Source organism: Neglectibacter sp. CSJ-5, from assembly GCF_032490475.1.
In the GTDB taxonomy this organism is placed as follows: domain Bacteria; phylum Bacillota; class Clostridia; order Oscillospirales; family Acutalibacteraceae; genus Hominenteromicrobium; species Hominenteromicrobium mulieris.
Map to the genome: position 1 here is coordinate 770536 of NZ_JAVYJC010000001.1, position 18085 is coordinate 788620.

Consider the following 18085-nt stretch of genomic DNA (forward strand, 5'->3'; position numbering starts at 1 on the left):
CGACAGATCACGGAGAACCTACATGCTCACCTATTCTTTCTCAAAAATCGGCTCCGAAAGCCTTTATATGTACCTGTATAAGTGCATCCGTGAGGACATTCTGACGGGCAAGATCACGCCCGGCACAAAATTGCCCTCTAAGCGCAGCTTTGCGGAAAACCTCGGCGTCAGCGTCATCACAGTCGAAAACGCCTATGCGCAGCTTGTCTCGGAGGGGTACGTCTACGCCTTACCGAAAAAAGGCTTCTTCGCCGCCAATCTGGAAAAAAGCACCGCGCCGCAGAAAAAAGAGAGTCCCCGCACACAAATGCCCGTACCGCCGAAATATTTTGCGGATTTTTCCAGCAGCCGCACCGACCCGCAGAATTTCCCGTTTGCCACATGGGCGAAGCTTATGCGCGAGATCATCTCGGAGAAAAGCGCCGAGCTTATGGTAAATGCCCCGTGCGGCGGCGTGTTCGAGCTAAGGTGCGCCATCGCCGAGCACCTTAGGGAGTTTCGCGGCATCGATGCCGACCCGAACTGCATCGTCGTCGGCGCCGGAACGGAGTACCTCTACGGGCTTCTCATCCAGCTTTTGGGGTTCGATAAGGTCTACGCGCTCGAAGATCCCGGCTATCGCAAAATTGCGCAGGTGTACGAGAGCTATGGCGTGCAGTACCGTTTCACGCCGATGGATAAAGAGGGGATAGACCCCAAAGCGCTCGAAAAAAGCGGCGCGGATATTCTGCACATTTCGCCGTCGCACCACTTCCCGACGGGCATCGTCACGCCCATCGCACGGCGTTACACGCTTCTCGATTGGGCCGCGCAGAGCGAAAACCGTTACATCATCGAGGACGATTACGATTCCGAGTTCCGCCTCACCGGCAAGCCTATCCCGGCGCTGCAAAGCATCGATTCCGCCGACCGCGTCATTTACATGAATACGTTTTCAAAAAGCCTTGCCAGCACCATCCGCATCAGCTACATGGTGCTGCCCACAGCGCTCGCCGAAGCATTTTACAAAAATCTTGGGTTCTACGCGTGCACGGTCTCGAACCTCGAGCAGTACACGCTCGCAAAATTCATTTCCGAGGGCTATTTTGAAAAGCACATCAACCGCATGCGCATCCGTTATAAGCAAAAAAAAGACCTCATCTTAAAAGAGATGAAGCGCTGCGGTTTATTAAAGCTTGCAAAAATCGATGCCGAAGACGCCGGCCTGCATTTTCTTCTGCGTGTCTGCGGACCTGTGCCCGCCGAGGAGATCACCCGCCGCGCGGCGGAAAACGGCGTGCGCGTCACCGGGCTTTCGGCGTATTACCATACAGCGCCCGTAAACCCGCAGACCGCATTCGTCATCAGCTACTCCGAAATTCCCGACGCCCGCATCACCGAAGCCGTCAACCGCTTAGCTAAAGCCGTTACGGCTGCGGTGATGGGGGAGAGATGATAAAACCCCGCCGCCCGCAAAGATAAGATTTTGTCTTTATGGGCGGTGGGGTTAGTGATATATTTCGCTTTGCAAAATATGAAATGCGTGCTGCCGTGTTTGTGAAGTTTTCCGCGTATGCAGAAAGTGAAAGGAACTTCGCTCTTAACGCGCGCAGCGCAGCTCACTGTGAAGCAATTTCACGATAACCGAAGGCTGTTATTTTACTCGTCGTAAGGCGAATTTCGTTGAAAAAAGACCATTGTCATTCGACAATGGTCTTTTTGGTGCAGGTAACAGGACTTGAACCTGCATGAACTTGCATTCATATGGACCTGAACCATACGCGTCTGCCAATTCCGCCATACCTGCATATTCTTTTTGCCGTCTCGTTTGACGGCTCAATTATTATAGCATGATGCAGCTGAATTGTCAACAGCTATTTTTTGACTTTTAAGAACTTTTTTCGTTTTCGGTCACGCGGTAGCACAGCGTCATCATGCTGTCGTTCAGATGCACGTTTTCCACGATCGTGTCCGGATAGCGCAGGGCAATATCGTAGTGGCTGAAATTCCAGTAACTCTTGATGCCGATGTCGTAAAGCAGCTCCACGACCGATTTCACGGCACTGTCCGGCACGCACAAAATCGCCATCAAGGGCGCGTTTTCCGAGCAGAAGCGGCGGATGCCTGCAGCGGGGAGTACGCGCAGGTCGGCAATCTGCTGGCCCACGACCTGTTCGCTGTTGTCAAAAATACCGATGAGATCAAATCCCGCGAAATTATAAGAAATGTGCGTCGCAATGGCCTTGCCCAAATTGCCTGCACCGATTAAAATGCACTTGTGTGCACGGTCCACACCCAAAATAGAGCCAATCTCCTCGCAAAGTTGGTGCACGCCGTAGCCGTAGCCCTGCTGGCCGTAGCCGCCGAAGCAGTTGAAATCCTGACGCACCTGCGAAGCCGTGAAGCCCATTTTTTCGGAAAGCTCCTTGGAGGAAATACGCGTCACCCCGCGCTTGTCCAAGTGCCGCAAAAAGCGGTAGTAGCGCGGCAGACGCCGAATGACCGGCATGGAAATATACGGTTTCTTCTGCATATCATCACCTCGTTTGACAAAATTTTAGCACATCATAAAGACCTGTGCAAGTGTTTTTTATAAATAAGAAAAGAAAAACGGGCGGCCAGACCCTAAAAAGGAGGGTGGCCGCCCACGCTTTTCAAATCCATGTCGGGTTACAGAAGTTGCTCCAAACGATCGCGGATCGCGAGGAGGAAGCCCTCGGTGTCCACTTTCTTTGTATTCGGCAGGGTAGACATCGCCGCAAGGTCGCCGGTCATGATGCCGTCCTCTTCAATCGTCTGCAAGGTTGCCTTTTCAAGCTTGTCCGCAAAGGCGCTCAGCTCCGGCAGGTCGTCCAGTTCGCCGCGCTTACGCAGCGCGCCCGTCCACGCAAACAGTGTTGCGACGGAGTTTGTGGAGGTTGTTTCGCCCTTCAAATATTTGTAGTAGTGGCGCTGTACCGTGCCGTGCGCGGCTTCATACTCGTAAACGCCGTCCGGGGAGACGAGCACGGAGGTCATCATGGCAAGACTGCCGTACGCCGTCGCGATCATGTCGCTCATCACGTCGCCGTCGTAGTTTTTGCAGGCCCAAATGTAGCCGCCTTCACTGCGAATCACGCGCGCAATGGCGTCGTCGATCAGCGTGTAGAAGTATTCAATGCCGACTTTTTCAAACTTCTCTTTATATTCCGCGTCGTAAATTTCCTGGAAAATATCCTTAAAGCGGTGGTCGTAGGTCTTCGAAATCGTGTCTTTTGCCGCAAACCACAGGTCCTGCTTCATGCTCAGCGCGTAATTAAAGCAGGAGCGTGCAAAGCTCTCAATGCTCTTATCAATATTATGTAAACCTTGAATCACACCCGGCGTTTTGAATTCGTGGATGGTCACGCGCTCCTCAGTGCCGTCCGCTTTTGTCACAACAAGCTCAGCCTTTGCATTTTCCGGCACGCGCATCTCGACGTTCTTATACAGATCGCCGTATGCGTGACGCGCAATGGTAATCGGCTTTGTCCACGTCGGAATGTACGGTGTGATGCCTTTTAAGAGGATTGGCGTGCGGAACACCGTGCCGTCCAAAATGGCACGGATGGTACCGTTCGGCGATTTCCACATTTCTGTAAGGTTGTATTCCTTCACACGCGCGGCGTTTGGCGTAATGGTTGCACACTTTACAGCCACACCGTATTTTTTCGTTGCCTCGGCGGAATCAATCGTAACCTGATCTTTCGTCGCCTCGCGGTGCTCCAGACCAAGGTCATAATACTCCGTTTTCAGGTCAACATAGGGGGTCAGCAAAATATCTTTGATCATTTTCCAGATGACGCGGGTCATCTCGTCGCCGTCCATTTCCACAAGCGGCGTTTTCATGGGGATCTTTGTAAAATCGGACATTTCAAAGCCTTACCTTTCTGCGGCTGCACCGCGAAGCTCCGTGTCACGGGGGAGAATGTGACGCTGTTTCTATCATTATCGGATATTTCGCAAGAAAAGTCAATCGTAAATTGTGAATAAATTGCATGAAATTGCAGGAAATACAGTTAAACCCTGCAAAACGTGCATACTATGTATTTACAGGACATCGGCGGACATGTTTGCGCTTTGCCCTTGCAGGATGCGTAAAAGCGTGCTATACTGATATACGTGAAAGTTTGTGCCGCGTATGATTCCGCATTTTCTGTGAAAACTAAGCGCATCTTATTCAAAAGGAGCGCTGCGGCATGAAAAGCACAAAGAAACGCTCGTCTTTTTCCATGCAGGAAACGGACGAAGCCGAAGAAGAAAACGAAGACCTTTCCGACCGCCAGAAGCAGATCCGCGAGGGCGGCGCGGTTGTTACCAAAAACCGAAAGCACACCATCCAGTGCCTCACCGTCATCGGACAGATTGAAGGGCATTACGTCGCACCGTCGCAGAACAAAACGACGAAGTACGAGCACGTGATCCCGCAGATCGTCTCCGTGGAGGAGGACCCGAACATCGACGGCCTGCTCATGATTTTAAACACGGTCGGCGGCGACGTGGAGGCCGGTCTTGCCATTGCAGAGCTTGTCGCCGGCATGCGCAAACCCACGGTGTCACTCGTTCTCGGCGGCGGACATTCCATCGGCGTGCCGCTTGCAGTGGCGGCAAAGCACTCGTTCATCGCGCCCTCGGCATCCATGACCATTCACCCGGTGCGCATGAGCGGCCTGATGCTTGGTGTGCCGCAGACGCTGGAGTATTTTCAGCGCATGCAGGACCGCATTACGAATTTCGTCACGGCAAATTCCGGCATTTCCTATGAGCGCTTTATGCAGCTCGCCATGAATACGCAGGAGCTCGTCATGGACGTGGGGACGGTGCTGGACGGCGATGAAGCCGTGGCAGAGGGGCTTATTGATACGCTCGGCAGCCTGCACGATGCCATGGATTGCCTCGACAAAATGATTGCCGCAGAGAAGAATAAGCAGCGTGCAAAGCCCAGAAAAGGCAAGAAATCACTCTAAAAACGGCATTTGCCGTTTACATAACTTTTTATTTATCGTATAATTATACCGATAAAACCGAACAAAACCAAATTATCCGCAGAAAAGGAGATTACATAATGTCTATTTTTGAAGCAATCATTCAAGGTATTGTACAGGGCGCAACAGAGTTTCTGCCCGTCTCAAGCAGCGGTCACTTGTCGCTTGCACAGCACATCATGGGTGTAAAGGTAGACAGCTTGCTGTTTGACATTCTTTTGCACCTCGGCACGCTCATCGCCGTATGTGCCGTCTATTATAAGCTCATCTGGCGGCTCATTAAGGCGTTTATTTCGCTCGTTGCAGACGTATTCCGCGGCAAATTTAAATGGAAAGATATGGATCATGACCGCCGACTTTTGATGATGCTCATGATCGGCCTTATCCCGCTGTTCCTTTTGTTCCTGCCGGTTCCGGGCACGGGCATGAAGTTAAAAGATATTTCGGAGCTGTGGGCTTCGGATTCGACGATTTGGATCGAGGGCCTTGCGCTCCTCATGACAAGCGCCCTGCTGTTCCTCGGCATCCGTGCTTCCAAGGGTGCAAAGGTACATCACTTTACGCGTAAGGATGGTAAAGTCGGCGAGATTCGCGGCCGCACAAAGTTCCACACGGCAGACGCCATTTGCGTCGGTGTCACGCAGTGCGCGGCGGCGGTGTTTCCGGGCCTTTCCCGTTCCGGCTCCACCATGGCGGCAGGTCTTCTGCGCGGCATCAACCAGCAGGCAGCGCTCGATTATTCCTTCGTGCTCGGCATCCCGTCCATTTTGGCGGCAGCTGTGCTCACCATTAAAGATGCAATCGGCCAGCCGGTCGACATTGGCGTCGGTGCAATGATTGCAGGCGTTGTTACGGCGGCTGTTGTCGGCTTCCTCGCCATCAAGCTGCTCAAGTGGATTGTCACCACGAACAAATTGCAGGTTTTCGCTTATTATACGCTGGTGCTCGGCGTTATAACGCTCATCGTTTCCGTTATCGAAGCGGTCACGGGCACAAATCTTTTCACCGGCATGCCGCTTTGATCCGGTGATCTATAATCCGGAGGTTTATTTTGGCGGGTAAAAAACAAAGTACAGCAAAGGGCAGCGCTTCCAAAGCAAAAAGCGGTGCGAAGTCATCGGCTGCCAAAAACACCCGGAGCTCGGGTTCTAAGTCCAATACAAAATCGCGTGCGTCTTCCGCAAAAGGGAAAAGCACGTCTTCAAAACAGAGCGCACCCAGCGTAGAGCAGCTGCGCCAGCGCAACCAGACAGAAGCTATCCTCTGGTTCGGTGCGGCCATTTTAACGGCGTGCTTTGTACTCATTCCGGGCGGCAGCGTGTGGCTTATGGTGCACAACGTGCTGCGCGGCGTGTTCGGCGGCTGGGCTATCCTGCTTGCGGTGCTGATGGGGTATATCGCCGTCAGCAAAACGATGGAGCAGACCACTATGCTGCGCGGCGGACGTTTAGCACTCATGGTCGTGATTGTCGTGCTGTTTTGCACGGCGGGGCATGTGTTTGGCAGCTTTTTCCCGAAAGAAAAGAGTTTTTTTAAGCTGGTCGGCATCTTATATATGCATGGCGTAGAGCAGGGCGGGGCCGGCCTTGTCGGCGGCCTTGTCGGCGAGCTGCTCGTCAAGTGCGCGGAAGTGCTTGGCGCACGCATCATCACGGGCGTGCTGCTGTTCGTCTCCGTGCTCATCTTTACGGGCACGTCGCTCGCGAGCTTTTTTAAAAAAATTGCAAAGCCGGCGGTCGTTATTCGCGACGTCGCGCGGCAGCGCAAGGAAGAGCGCCGCATTCTGGAAGAGGAGCGCGGTAATGCGGAGGAATCGCCGTTTGAAACGGTTTTGCCGCAGCACCCGGTGCGCTCTGTCCCGGAGGATGGTAAAATGGAATCGAAAAACAAAGGAAAGACGCCGCGCGTGTATTTGGAGCAGCTTTTCGGTGTGCGCCGCACGGAGCCGGATAACGACCCCGTAGTGCTGCACGATTACACCGAAAGCTCCGCACAGATCAACGCATTGATCGACGAAAACCGCCGGGTGCCGGATTTCCGCGTGCCCGGCTTAGAGCGTGAAGCACAGCCTGCGCAAAATGTGCAGCCGACCTATACGCCGCCGGTGCAGGCGGAAGTGCGGCCCGCGCCGCAGCCCGCTGAAACGCCGGAGACCCACGTGCCGGTGGAACGCGAAACGGTGGAAGCGCCGGTGATTATGCCGCCCGTTATGCAGACGGCAAAGCCGGAGTCTGCACCTGTGCAGCAGAGCGCGTATGCACAGCCTGCGCCACAGCCGGCCGCACCGACAATCCTCGCGCCGAGGTCGTCCCCGGTGACGCCCGCGCACAGCGCGGAAGCCGCCGCGGACGCGCAGAAGGCGACGGAAGAATTCATGAAAAAGAAGCTGGAAGCAGAACGCATGGAGACCCAGCCTGCGCAATCTGCACCGAAGGAGGAAGACAGCTCATACATCTTCCCGCCGGTTACGATGCTCGCTTCCGGCAAAAAAGTAGATGCCGCCGTGGAGACCGAAGAGCTCCAGACAAACGGCAAGCTGCTTGTGGAAACACTGAAAAGCTTCGGTGTGCAAACCAAAATTCTCGATATTTGCCGCGGCCCGGCTGTTACGCGCTATGAATTGCAGCCTGCCGCCGGTGTGAAAATCAGCAAGATCACGAACCTCGCCGATGATCTTGCAATGAACCTTGCCGCAACGGGCGTGCGCATTGAGGCGCCGATCCCGGGCAAGGCGGCCGTCGGCATTGAGGTGCCGAACAAGGTGAAGACCATCGTACGCATGCGCGAGCTTGTGGAATCGAACAGCTTTGTGACTTCAAAAAGCCACTTGACCGTGGCGCTTGGCCGCGACATTGCCGGTCAGGTAACGGTGGCAGACCTCAGCAAAATGCCGCATATCCTCATTGCCGGTACGACCGGCTCCGGTAAATCCGTGTGTATCAACTCGCTTATCGTGAGCCTGCTGTATAAATCCGGCCCGGACGATGTGCGCTTTTTGATGATTGACCCGAAGGTCGTGGAGCTCGGCATTTATAACGGCATTCCGCACCTATTGGTGCCGGTCGTCACCGACCCGAGAAAGGCGGCCGGTGCGCTGAACTGGGCCGTTACGGAAATGCTGAAGCGCTACAAAATTTTTGCCGAAAACAACGTGCGCGACTTAAAGGGCTACAACGCCCTCGCGCAGGCGAACAATTATCAGGACGAAAACGGACAGCCCATGCACAAAATGCCGCAGATCGTCATCATTATCGACGAGCTTTCCGACCTGATGATGGCCGCGCCGAACGAGGTGGAAGACGCGATCTGCCGCTTGGCGCAGATGGCGCGTGCCGCCGGCATGCACCTTGTAGTCGCAACGCAGCGCCCGTCCGTGGACGTTGTGACGGGCCTCATCAAGGCGAACATTCCGAGTCGTATCGCGTTTGCGGTGTCCTCTGCCATTGACTCCCGCACCATTTTGGACAGCGGCGGTGCGGAAAAGCTGCTCGGTCAGGGCGATATGCTGTTCTCGCCGGTCGGCGCGCAGAAGCCGCTGCGTATTCAGGGCTGCTTTGTCAGCGACAGCGAGATCGAATCCGTCGTGGATTTCGTGAAGAATTCGAGAAGCGTTATTTACGACGACTCCATTGCGCAGGAGATTGAGCGCAGCGCTGTGGAGGGCTCAAAATCGAGCGACAGCGGCAGCAATGACGATGAGGGCAGCGGTGACCCGATGATGAACGAAGCCATTAAGTGCGTTGTTGAAGCGGGCCAGGCCTCCACATCGCTTTTGCAGCGCAGACTGCGTCTCGGCTACGCCCGCGCGGGCCGTCTCATCGATGAGATGGAACAGATGGGTATTGTGGGTCCGCACGAGGGCTCGAAGCCGCGCCAAGTACTCATCACCTATGCGCAGTGGCTGGAAATGAACATGCAAAAGCAGGATACCCCCGGTGATGCGTAACACAAAGCGCGGTGCACGGGACGGCAGAAAGCTTGTGCGCACAGGCGCGTTGGTACTTGTTTTGCTTCTTTTGGCGTTCTGTTACACGCCGCCCGGACGGGCGATGTGGACGGAGCTCCGCCGCGCATGCGGCCTGCTGCCGTTTGCACAGAGCTTGCCCGATGCCGATTTGACGGTTTATGTCATCGACGTGGGTAAGGCGGATGCAATCTTAATCGAAACGCCGGAGGGCGCAGTGCTTTCGGACTGCGCGACAGCGGAGCAGGCGAAAACCGTGCTGCGCGTTTTAAAACAGCGAAACATTCAAAAGCTGCGCGCCGTGTGGATCTCGCACGCGGACAGCGACCACGTGGGCGGGCTGACGCAAATTTTGCGGGAGGTGCCCGCAGAGGAGGTGGTCACCTCCGTGTACACGGAGCTGACCGGGCTGCCGGAAGATCAAACCGTGCGAACGGTAAGCGCCGGGGAGACGGTCTCTTACGGCGAGGCGGAATTTCGGGTGTTCGCGCCTTCAGAAGATTTAGAGAGCACGAATGAGAATTCGCTTGTGTATAAGTTTTGCTACAAGGAGTTTTCCATGCTATTCTGTGGTGATATTGAGGAGAAAGCGGAAAGACTGCTGCTGGATATATATGGCGACGCGCTGCAGGCGGATGTTTTGAAGGTGCCGCACCACGGCAGTGCTTCGGCGACAAGCGATGCATTGCTTGAAGCTGTGCAGCCGCAGTATGCGGTAATCTCCTCGGGCGAAGACAGAAATTTGCTGCCGCGAAACGAGACGCTGAAATGGCTCGCCGACCACGGCGTTGAAATTTTCCGCACGGACGAAAACGGCGGTATTGCGACTTTGACGGACGGCGCTGAAACGAAAATTTGCACGGAAAACGGGAAATAACCCGCTGCTATATAAAAGGTATTACGGAAAGGAACAGATGATATGAAACAAATCACCATCGACCGCTTTGACGGTATTTACGCAATCTGCGAAGACAAGGACAAGGCGTTTTTCGCCATTGAAACGAGCGAGCTGCCGCAGGGTGCAAAGGCCGGCGACGTGCTGAAGATTACCGATGACGGTGCGCTTTCCATCGACGTGGAGGAGACCGAGCGCCGCCGCGCACGCATTTTAGAGAAGCAGAAAAAGCTGATGGGGCTGTAAGAAGGGGCGGCTTATGGGAAGACTGAAATATATTTTTCACTGCATTCTGCACATGGATTATAAATCGCTGTTCGATACGGTGAAAACGGTGCATGAGGTGAGCGGTAAAAACCGTATTTGGCTGTTTTTTGACATCATCAAGTGCGGCTTTAAGTACGGTGCGGGCTACAAGGATTACCTTTTATGCGCGTTTTATGACCTGAATGACAAGCAGCGTGCGACGTATGTGACGCGCGGCATCAATAACTCCATTGTAAAAAGCCTCAACGACCCCGCGTATTACCATATTTTTGATAATAAAAGCGAGTTTTACACGACGTTTGCGGAATATTTGCACCGCGAGTGGCTGCATTTTTCCAAGTGCACAAAAGAGCAGTTTTTGGACTTTATGCAGGACAAAGACGAGATCATCTGCAAGCCGGACGACGCTTCCTGCGGCGTGGGTGTGGAAAAGCTGAAAAAGGCCGACTACGCAACGCTCGACGCCATGTACGAGGACTTAAAGAAAAAGGGCGCGGACGTGATCGAAGAGGTTGTCATTCAGCACCCGGATATGAACCGCATCAACCCCGGATCCGTCAACACCATCCGCGTGTACACGGTGCTTTCCGACGGTGTGTCGAACGTGGTGTACGCGTGCATCCGCATGGGCAACAGCGACCGCCCGGTGGATAACATCAATGCCGGCGGCATGTATTCGCCGATCGACCTCGAGACCGGCAAAATCGCGTGCGCGGCGTGCGACAAGCAGCGCATCGTCTATGAGCGCCACCCGCGTTCGGGGTGCTTGCTCAAGGGCTACCAGATTCCGTACTGGGACAAGGTGATGGACATTTGCCGTGAAGCGGCACATAAGGTGCCGCAGATGGGCTACATCGGCTGGGACGTAGCGATCACAAAAGACGGCCCGCTCTTTATTGAAGCGAACAACATGCCGGGTCATGATGCGTTCCCGCAGATGCCGTTGCAGGCACCGGATAAGATCGGCATTTTGCCGGTGTTCCAAAAATATATCAAGGGTCTGTGATGACCGAGGCTGATTTTGTCTCTTTCGGGAAGGCAGAAAGGCGGCAGCAGAGCTTGCACAGGGCGCTTGCGGGGATCGTTAAAACGAACCAGATGAGCGAAAACGGCAGACAGATCTGGCCCATGATGTTGAGCGGCAGGGCGGAGTAATCCCACACATGCAGATGAAGCACGCGGTTTACGAGCAGGCCGAATAAAAATTCCACAACGGTTATGATGAGGGAGCCTATGGCGCAGCGCGCCGGAAGGCTTCTTCTTTTCATTTTTTCGCAGCATACGGCGTTGATGAGCAGCAGACAAACGCCGCCGGCAAGTGCCATGGAGGCGTGGGAGTAGCCGCGCCACAGCACTTCCAAAAGGGGATAAAGGCCGCTGCCGGCGAGGAACAACAGACTGTTTTTGCGGACGGTACGGTTCATGGAAAACGACTCCTTTTTCATGACTTTCCTTTTCAGTATGCCCGCTTTTTGTACGCCTATTGCAAAAGAAGCAACAAAATCGAAATAAATAAGCATCAAAAAAGATACGCATGCTACTGTACAAAGCGGCGGAAACTGTGTATAATCAGTACAGACAGAAAGACAGAAAGGTCGGTTTCTTATGAAAAGAATTTTGGTTACGGGCGGCACAGGCTACATTGGCAGCCACACCTGCATTTCTCTTCTTGAAAAGGGCTACGATGTGACGATCGTGGATAACCTTGTAAACAGCAAGGCGCTGGTGGTAGACCGCATTGAAAATTTGAGCGGCAAAAAAGTGAAGTTCTTTGAAGCGGACGTGTGCGACGAAGACGCGCTGCGCAAGATCTTTGCGGAGGACGAGATTTTTGCCGTTATCCATTTTGCAGGCCTGAAGGCAGTCGGCGAATCCGTGCAGATTCCGTTGCGTTACTATGAAAACAACCTCATTTCGACATTGAGCCTTTTGAAGGTGATGGCGGAGTTTAAGGTGAACAACTTTGTGTTCAGCTCCTCGGCGACGGTGTACGGTAACCCGGCTTCCGTGCCGATCCGCGAGGATTTCCCGCTTTCGACGACGAACCCCTACGGCACGACAAAGCTGATGATTGAGCGCATCTTGAAGGACTACGCGCACGCAAACCCGGATTTTAACCCGATCATCCTGCGCTACTTCAACCCGGTGGGCGCGCACAAGAGCGGCACCATCGGCGAAGACCCGAACGGCATCCCGAACAACCTTGTGCCGTACATCACGCAGGTGGCGGTGGGCAAGCTGCGCTGCCTCGGTGTTTTCGGCGACGACTACCCGACGAAGGACGGCACCGGCGTGCGCGATTACATTCATGTCGTCGACCTTGCAGAGGGCCATGTGGCGGCGCTCAAGAAATTCGATGATCCGCACTGCGGCGTGAAGATCTACAACCTCGGCACCGGTGTGGGTTACTCTGTGCTTGACATTGTGCACGCGTTTGAAAAGTGCGTCGGCCACAAGATTCCGTATGAGATCAAGCCGCGCCGCGCGGGCGACATCCCGGAGTGCTACGCAGACTGCACGAAGGCATATGAGGAGCTCGGCTGGAAGGCGCAGAAGACGCTGGACGACATGTGTGCGGACTCCTGGCGCTGGCAGACGCAGAACCCGAACGGCTACAACGGCTGATGGCACGCTTCGTTTTAGCCTCGTCCTCCGTGAACCGCAAGGAGATTCTGGAACGCGCGGGCATCGAGTTTACGGTGATCGCCTCGAATGCCGATGAATCGAACGGGCCGAAGGCGCCGGACGCGCTTGTAAAGGAGCTTTCCCGCCGCAAGCTGGAAGCGGTTTTGCCGAAGTGCGAAAGTGGCGATCTTGTAATCGCGGCGGACACGGTGGTGTACATAGACGGCGAAATTCTCGGCAAACCGAAAGACTTAGCGGATGCAAACCGTTTCATGCACCTGCTTTCCGGGCATGTGCACACGGTGTTTACCGGCGTGTGCATGGCGTATCACGGCGAGCGCGTTTCGTTCAGTCAGGAGACGAAGGTAAAGTTCTATCCTCTGACAGAAAGCGAAATCGCGGCTTACGTGCAGAGCGGCGAGCCGATGGGCAAGGCCGGCGGCTACGGCATTCAGGGCCCGGCGGCGCTGTTCGTAGAGAGTATTGAGGGCGACTACAACAACATTTTCGGTCTGCCTGCGGCGCACGTGATGCAGGAAGCGAAAAAGCTTTTAAAGGCAGACAAAATATAAGACAGGCACGATCAGTCCTTTTCGGCGTATACTGGCGTATCGGAAAGGACTGATGATTTATGTACCGGTATCGCCGAAGACGGTATAAACGCGGACGTAAACGGCGCGTGTTGGCGTTTTTGCTGCTTGTTTTCGCTTTTGTGTTTGCCGAGCTGCGACTGCCCACGATGAAAGCGGAGCTGCGCACGGCAGCGCTGACGGCGCACGCGCAAGGGTGCATCGCGAAAACGGTGCCGGAGTATCTGCCGCAGACCGTCTGCGAAAAGGACGGGGCAGAGACGGCGCTCTCTACATATGCGCTCGGCGTACTGGAAGCGGAGCTGACGGATGCTTTGCGGAAAAGCTTGAACAGCACGGCAAAGGCGTTTGTGCCGCTCGGAAATTTAACGGGGCTGATGCTTTTGAACGGGCGCGGGATGAAGATACCCGTGCGGTTTTCGGTGGAAAGTGCGGTTTCGGTGTGGTTTGAAAGCGTCTTGACGGGCGCGGGCATCAACCGCACGGCGTACCGAACGGTGCTGCATATTGAAGCGGTGCTGTTCACGGCGGAGCGAGACGGGGCGGAGCCTGTGACGGTGACGGCAGCATACCCCGTGTATGAAGCGGTGCTTGCGGGCGACGTGCCGCAGTACGGCGTGGTGCGCGCAGGATAAAAAATTGTGAATAGCCGTTGGATTTTCGCACGTTTTGTGGTAAGATATTAACAAGTATCGAAATATCTTGAAATGACACGGAGTTTTAACTTATGACGCACGAACAGGCCCGGCAGCAGATTGACGCGCTGCGGGAACAGATCGAGTACCACAATAAAAAATACTACACCGAGGATGCGCCGGAAATCAGCGACTATGCGTACGACATGTTGTACCGCCGCTTGGAAAATCTGGAAGCGGCGTTCCCGGAGCTGAAAACAGAGGACTCGCCGACGAACCGTGTGGGCGCAGCGGGGTACAACACATTTGCGGAAGTGACGCACACCGTGCCGATGGAGAGCCTGCACGACTCGTTTTCCGAAGACGAGCTGCGCGACTTTGACCGCCGCGTGCGCGCCGTTGTGGACGACCCGGTGTATGTGGTAGAGCCGAAATTCGACGGTCTTTCCGTGGCGCTGGAATACGTGAACGGCGTATACACGCGCGGCTCTACGCGCGGCGACGGCATTACGGGTGAAGACGTGACGTTGAATATCGGTACGATCAAATCCGTACCGAAGACGCTCAAAGAGCCGCTGCCGTTTTTGGAGGTGCGCGGCGAGGTTTATATGTCGGACGAAAGCTTTTTGCGGCTGTGCGAGCGGCAGGAGCTTTTGGAAGAAAAGCCGTTTAAAAACCCGCGCAACGCGGCGGCGGGGTCGCTTCGACAGAAAGATCCGAAGATTACGGCGCAGCGCACGCTGGATATTTTTGTTTTTAACATTCAGGTCATCGAGGGTGAGACCATCACGACGCACGCGGACGCATTGAAGCGTTTGCACGAGCTTGGCTTTACGGTGTCGCCGCTTTATTGCCGCACGGGCGACATAGAGACGGTAATCGAGAAAATCCGCGAGATCGGCAACGAGCGCGGCACGTTCTCGTACCCGATTGACGGCGCTGTTGTAAAAGTGGACAGCTTCTCTCAGCGCGAGGCACTCGGAAGCACGGCGAAGTTCCCGCGCTGGGCGGAGGCGTACAAGTACCCGCCGGAGGAAAAAGAGACGACGCTCCTTGACATAGAAGTTGCTGTAGGGCGCACGGGTGTTTTGACGCCGACCGGCGTGTTTGAGCCGGTGTTCTTAGCCGGTACGACGGTCAGCCGCGCGACGCTGCACAACCAGGATTTCATCACGGAAAAGGATATCCGCATCGGCTCGCGCGTCATTATCCGAAAGGCGGGCGAGATCATCCCGGAGGTCGTTTCCGTGGTCTCGAACCCGGAGGATACCGTGCCGTACCGTTTGCCGGAAACGTGCCCCTCGTGCGGGGAAGTTATCACGCGTGTGGAGGGGGAAGCGGCAGCGCGCTGCACGAATCCGCAGTGCCCGGCACAGCTGATGCGCAACCTCATTCATTTTGCGTCGCGCGACGCGATGGACATTGACGGATTGGGCCCGGCGGCGCTGGAGCAGCTGAGCGCAGCGCTTCAGGTGCACTCGCCGGCTGATTTATACGACATTACGGCACAGGAGCTTGAAACGCTTGATCGTTTCGGCAAAAAGAGCGCGGAAAACCTCGTTGCGGCGATCCAAAAATCGAAAGAAAACGATTTATCAAAGCTGCTGTTTGCGCTCGGCATTCCGCACATTGGCGCGAAGGCGGCGAAGCTGCTTGCGGGCGCGTTCGGAAATATGGATGCTTTGATTGCGGCGGACGAGGAGCGGATTGCGGCGATAGACGGCTTTGGCGGCATTATGGCGCAGGAGGTCTACGCATTTTTCAGAAGACACTCGGCGATAGAGCTCATTGACCGGCTAAAAGCGGCGGGCGTGAACATGACGGCGGAAGCGGTCACGACGGACACGAAATTCCTTGGCAAGACGTTTGTGCTGACGGGTACGCTGCCGAATTTGAAGCGCACGGAGGCCGCAGCGCTGATTGAAAAGGCGGGCGGAAAGGTGAGCGGCTCGGTCTCGAAAAAGACGAGCTATGTTGTGGCGGGCGAAGAAGCCGGCAGCAAGCTTACGAAGGCGCAGACGCTGGGCATCCCCGTATTGACGGAAGCGGAGCTTTTGACGCTTTTAAACGGTGAGGACAACACGGAAAGGAACGAGGCATAATGGCAGAAGAAAGAAAAACGGACGAAGCGCTTGAAAAAGCCGTGGAGACCGATGAGGACATTGACCGCTATATCCGCGAGCTGACGGGAAAGGAAACGCCGAAGGACAAGGAGAAGAAGGCGGAAGAAAAGAAAGCGCCGGAAAAAGAAGAATTCCGCGTGACGAGCCAGATCGGCGAGGACGACTACAAGGCATTCATTTATTACTCTACGCTTGGGCGCTTTAAGTGGCTCATCCCGGCGTTTATCATCGTGCCGCTCGTGTTCTCGTTCCTCTTTGCGTTCAACGCGGGGCATTTTTACGTGGGCAATTTCATTTTATCGCTGCTTATCATGTATGTGGCGATTACGCTGATTGTGGTCATTCGCTGCACGCGCTGGCTTTCTAAAATTCGCAACAATAATCCTGCCGTGATGCACCTGACGGAGACGACGCTTATTTTCATGACGAACAGCGTCATCAACATGAAAAACGGCAACCGCATCAAGGTCGATTACAAGCACATGATCGACGTGGGCGAGAGCAGACAGCACTACATCATGTATTTTGATAACGGCAAATCCATGGTATTCAGAAAAGAAGACATGGAAAAGGAAGCGTTGGAAAGGTTCCGTCCGTTTATCGAATCTAAAGTACATAAATTAAAATTTACACAGATGCTCAAAAAATAAACCGGGAGGTTTTTCAACATGGTCATCGATTTAAAAACACTGTACGGCGCGGAAGCGACCGAGCAGCAGAAGCGTTATGAGGAGCTTTCCGCTTACTTTGCGGAGGAGTTCGGGGATGCTAATGCACTTTCATATTTCAGTGCGCCGGGCAGAACCGAGGTGGGCGGCAACCACACCGACCACAACAACGGCAAGGTGCTGGCGGCGGCTGTGAATCTGGACGTTATTGCGGCGGTGAAAAAGACCGAGAACGGCGTGATCCGCCTGAAATCCGTCGGGTTCCCGATGGACACGGTCGATACGGCAGACCTTAACGTGCAGGAAGCGGAAAAGGAGCGCTCGGCGTCGCTTATCCGCGGCGTGTGCGCACGCTTAAAGGCGCTCGGCTATGAAGTGGGCGGCTTTGACGCGGTGACGACCTCGAGAGTTTTAAAGGGCTCCGGCCTTTCAAGCTCCGCGGCGTTTGAGGTGCTTGTGGTGACGATTTTAAGCCACCTGTATAATGACGACGCGATCGACCCCGTGGAGGCGGCACAGATCTCAAAATTTGCCGAAAACGTGTACTTCGGCAAGCCCTCCGGCTTACTCGACCAGATGGCGGCGAGTGTGGGCGGCTTTACGACGATGGACTTTAAAGACCTTTCCGCGCCGAAGATTGAGAAGATCGATTTTGACCTCGACCGTTACGGCTATGCGCTGTGCGTCGTCGATACGGGCGGAAACCATGCCGACCTGACCGGCGAATACGCAGCCATTCCGGCGGAGATGAAGCGCGTTGCGAAGGCGCTTGGCGGCGAAGTGCTGCGCGAGGTAAGCGAGGAGGAGTTTTATAAGAAAATTCCCGAGCTCAGAAAAGAAGTCGGCGACCGCGCGATTTTGCGTGCGATTCATTTCTTCGACGACAACCGCGTGGTGGATAAGGAAGTGGCAGCGCTGAAAGCGGGTGATTTTGAGACGTTCAAGCAGTGCGTGATTGCCTCGGGTCATTCCTCGGCGATGAATTTGCAGAATGTGTTCGCAGTTGTGAACCCACAGGAGCAGGGCTTGTCCCTCGCGTTGGCGCTTATTGCGAAGATCCTCGGTGGCAAGGGCGCGTATCGCGTGCACGGCGGCGGCTTTGCCGGCACGGTGCAGGCATATGTGCCGCTCGATATGCTGGACGCGTTCAAGGCAGAGATGCAGAGCGTGTTTGGCGAAAAGAGCTGCTATGTGCTCTCTGTGCGCAGCGCGGGCGGCACGAAAGTGACAATCGAATAAGTTTAACGGCGGCTTTGATTTTTAGAGCCGCCGTTTTTGCGTATTGCGAGAAATACGTGTTGCGAAATTGTAAATATTGGGAAACGGTGGATTTCGC

Annotated in this window: 16 protein-coding genes and 1 tRNA gene; 13 read left to right on the forward strand and 4 right to left on the reverse strand. The window is 54.8% G+C overall.

Annotation, left to right across the window (positions count from 1 at the left end; genetic code table 11):
- Positions 1-22: 22 nt before the first annotated feature.
- Positions 23-1435, forward strand: a complete 1413-nt coding sequence (locus tag R2K26_RS03530; RefSeq protein ID WP_316518800.1) for a PLP-dependent aminotransferase family protein — start codon at positions 23-25, stop codon at positions 1433-1435.
- Positions 1436-1699: 264 nt separating this feature from the next.
- Here the strand turns inward: R2K26_RS03530 and R2K26_RS03535 are convergent.
- The 3 genes from R2K26_RS03535 to R2K26_RS03545 all read right to left on the reverse strand — a co-directional run bounded on the left by R2K26_RS03535 (position 1700) and on the right by R2K26_RS03545 (position 3870).
- Positions 1700-1786, reverse strand: a tRNA-Leu gene (locus tag R2K26_RS03535).
- A gap of 81 nt (positions 1787-1867) precedes the next feature.
- A complete protein-coding gene (locus R2K26_RS03540; RefSeq protein WP_176821283.1) occupies positions 1868-2512 on the reverse strand; it encodes a redox-sensing transcriptional repressor Rex in 645 nt (214 codons plus the stop codon).
- 137 nt (positions 2513-2649) lie between these two features.
- Positions 2650-3870, reverse strand: a complete 1221-nt coding sequence (locus R2K26_RS03545) for an NADP-dependent isocitrate dehydrogenase (protein ID WP_316518801.1) — start codon at positions 3868-3870, stop codon at positions 2650-2652.
- Between the two features lie 326 nt (positions 3871-4196).
- Here R2K26_RS03545 and R2K26_RS03550 point away from each other — a divergent pair, with 326 nt between their 5' ends.
- The 6 genes from R2K26_RS03550 to R2K26_RS03575 all read left to right on the forward strand — a co-directional run bounded on the left by R2K26_RS03550 (position 4197) and on the right by R2K26_RS03575 (position 11114).
- Entirely contained in the window at positions 4197-4964 is a 768-nt protein-coding gene (locus R2K26_RS03550; RefSeq protein WP_373367761.1) for a ClpP family protease, read from the forward strand.
- 98 nt (positions 4965-5062) lie between these two features.
- Entirely contained in the window at positions 5063-6004 is a 942-nt protein-coding gene (locus R2K26_RS03555; RefSeq protein WP_316518802.1) for an undecaprenyl-diphosphate phosphatase, read from the forward strand.
- A 29-nt stretch (positions 6005-6033) separates the two neighbouring features.
- The gene (locus R2K26_RS03560) at positions 6034-8928 is read left to right on the forward strand and encodes a DNA translocase FtsK (RefSeq protein WP_316518803.1); all 2895 of its coding nucleotides are present in this window, start codon (positions 6034-6036) and stop codon (positions 8926-8928) included.
- The gene (locus R2K26_RS03565; RefSeq protein ID WP_316518804.1) at positions 8921-9823 is read left to right on the forward strand and encodes a ComEC/Rec2 family competence protein; all 903 of its coding nucleotides are present in this window, start codon (positions 8921-8923) and stop codon (positions 9821-9823) included. The genes R2K26_RS03560 and R2K26_RS03565 overlap by 8 nt, the downstream gene beginning before the upstream one ends.
- Positions 9824-9865: 42 nt before the next feature.
- On the forward strand, positions 9866-10087 hold the full coding sequence (locus R2K26_RS03570) for a DUF3006 domain-containing protein (RefSeq protein WP_308448194.1): 222 nt from the start codon (positions 9866-9868) through the stop codon (positions 10085-10087).
- Between the two features lie 13 nt (positions 10088-10100).
- Positions 10101-11114, forward strand: a complete 1014-nt coding sequence (locus R2K26_RS03575; protein ID WP_316518805.1) for a sugar-transfer associated ATP-grasp domain-containing protein — start codon at positions 10101-10103, stop codon at positions 11112-11114.
- Here the strand turns inward: R2K26_RS03575 and R2K26_RS03580 are convergent.
- Positions 11101-11553, reverse strand: a complete 453-nt coding sequence (locus R2K26_RS03580; protein ID WP_176821289.1) for a putative ABC transporter permease — start codon at positions 11551-11553, stop codon at positions 11101-11103. The two genes, R2K26_RS03575 and R2K26_RS03580, sit on opposite strands and share 14 nt — an antisense overlap.
- Positions 11554-11713: 160 nt before the next feature.
- On the opposite strand from R2K26_RS03580, the gene galE reads away from it, so the two are divergent.
- The 6 genes from galE to R2K26_RS03610 all read left to right on the forward strand — a co-directional run bounded on the left by galE (position 11714) and on the right by R2K26_RS03610 (position 17988).
- Positions 11714-12733, forward strand: a complete 1020-nt coding sequence (gene galE / locus R2K26_RS03585) for a UDP-glucose 4-epimerase GalE (RefSeq protein ID WP_176821290.1) — start codon at positions 11714-11716, stop codon at positions 12731-12733.
- A complete protein-coding gene (locus tag R2K26_RS03590) occupies positions 12733-13305 on the forward strand; it encodes a Maf family protein (RefSeq protein WP_316518806.1) in 573 nt (190 codons plus the stop codon). The genes galE and R2K26_RS03590 overlap by 1 nt, the downstream gene beginning before the upstream one ends.
- A 59-nt stretch (positions 13306-13364) precedes the next feature.
- Positions 13365-13958 (forward strand): sporulation protein YunB, encoded by a 594-nt coding sequence (locus R2K26_RS03595; protein WP_316518808.1) that lies wholly within the window; start codon positions 13365-13367, stop codon positions 13956-13958.
- Positions 13959-14050: 92 nt separating this feature from the next.
- Positions 14051-16060, forward strand: a complete 2010-nt coding sequence (gene ligA / locus R2K26_RS03600; protein ID WP_316518809.1) for an NAD-dependent DNA ligase LigA — start codon at positions 14051-14053, stop codon at positions 16058-16060.
- Positions 16060-16731 (forward strand): hypothetical protein, encoded by a 672-nt coding sequence (locus R2K26_RS03605; protein ID WP_316518810.1) that lies wholly within the window; start codon positions 16060-16062, stop codon positions 16729-16731. The genes ligA and R2K26_RS03605 overlap by 1 nt, the downstream gene beginning before the upstream one ends.
- An 18-nt stretch (positions 16732-16749) precedes the next feature.
- The gene (locus R2K26_RS03610) at positions 16750-17988 is read left to right on the forward strand and encodes a galactokinase family protein (protein ID WP_316518811.1); all 1239 of its coding nucleotides are present in this window, start codon (positions 16750-16752) and stop codon (positions 17986-17988) included.
- Positions 17989-18085 lie beyond the last annotated feature (97 nt).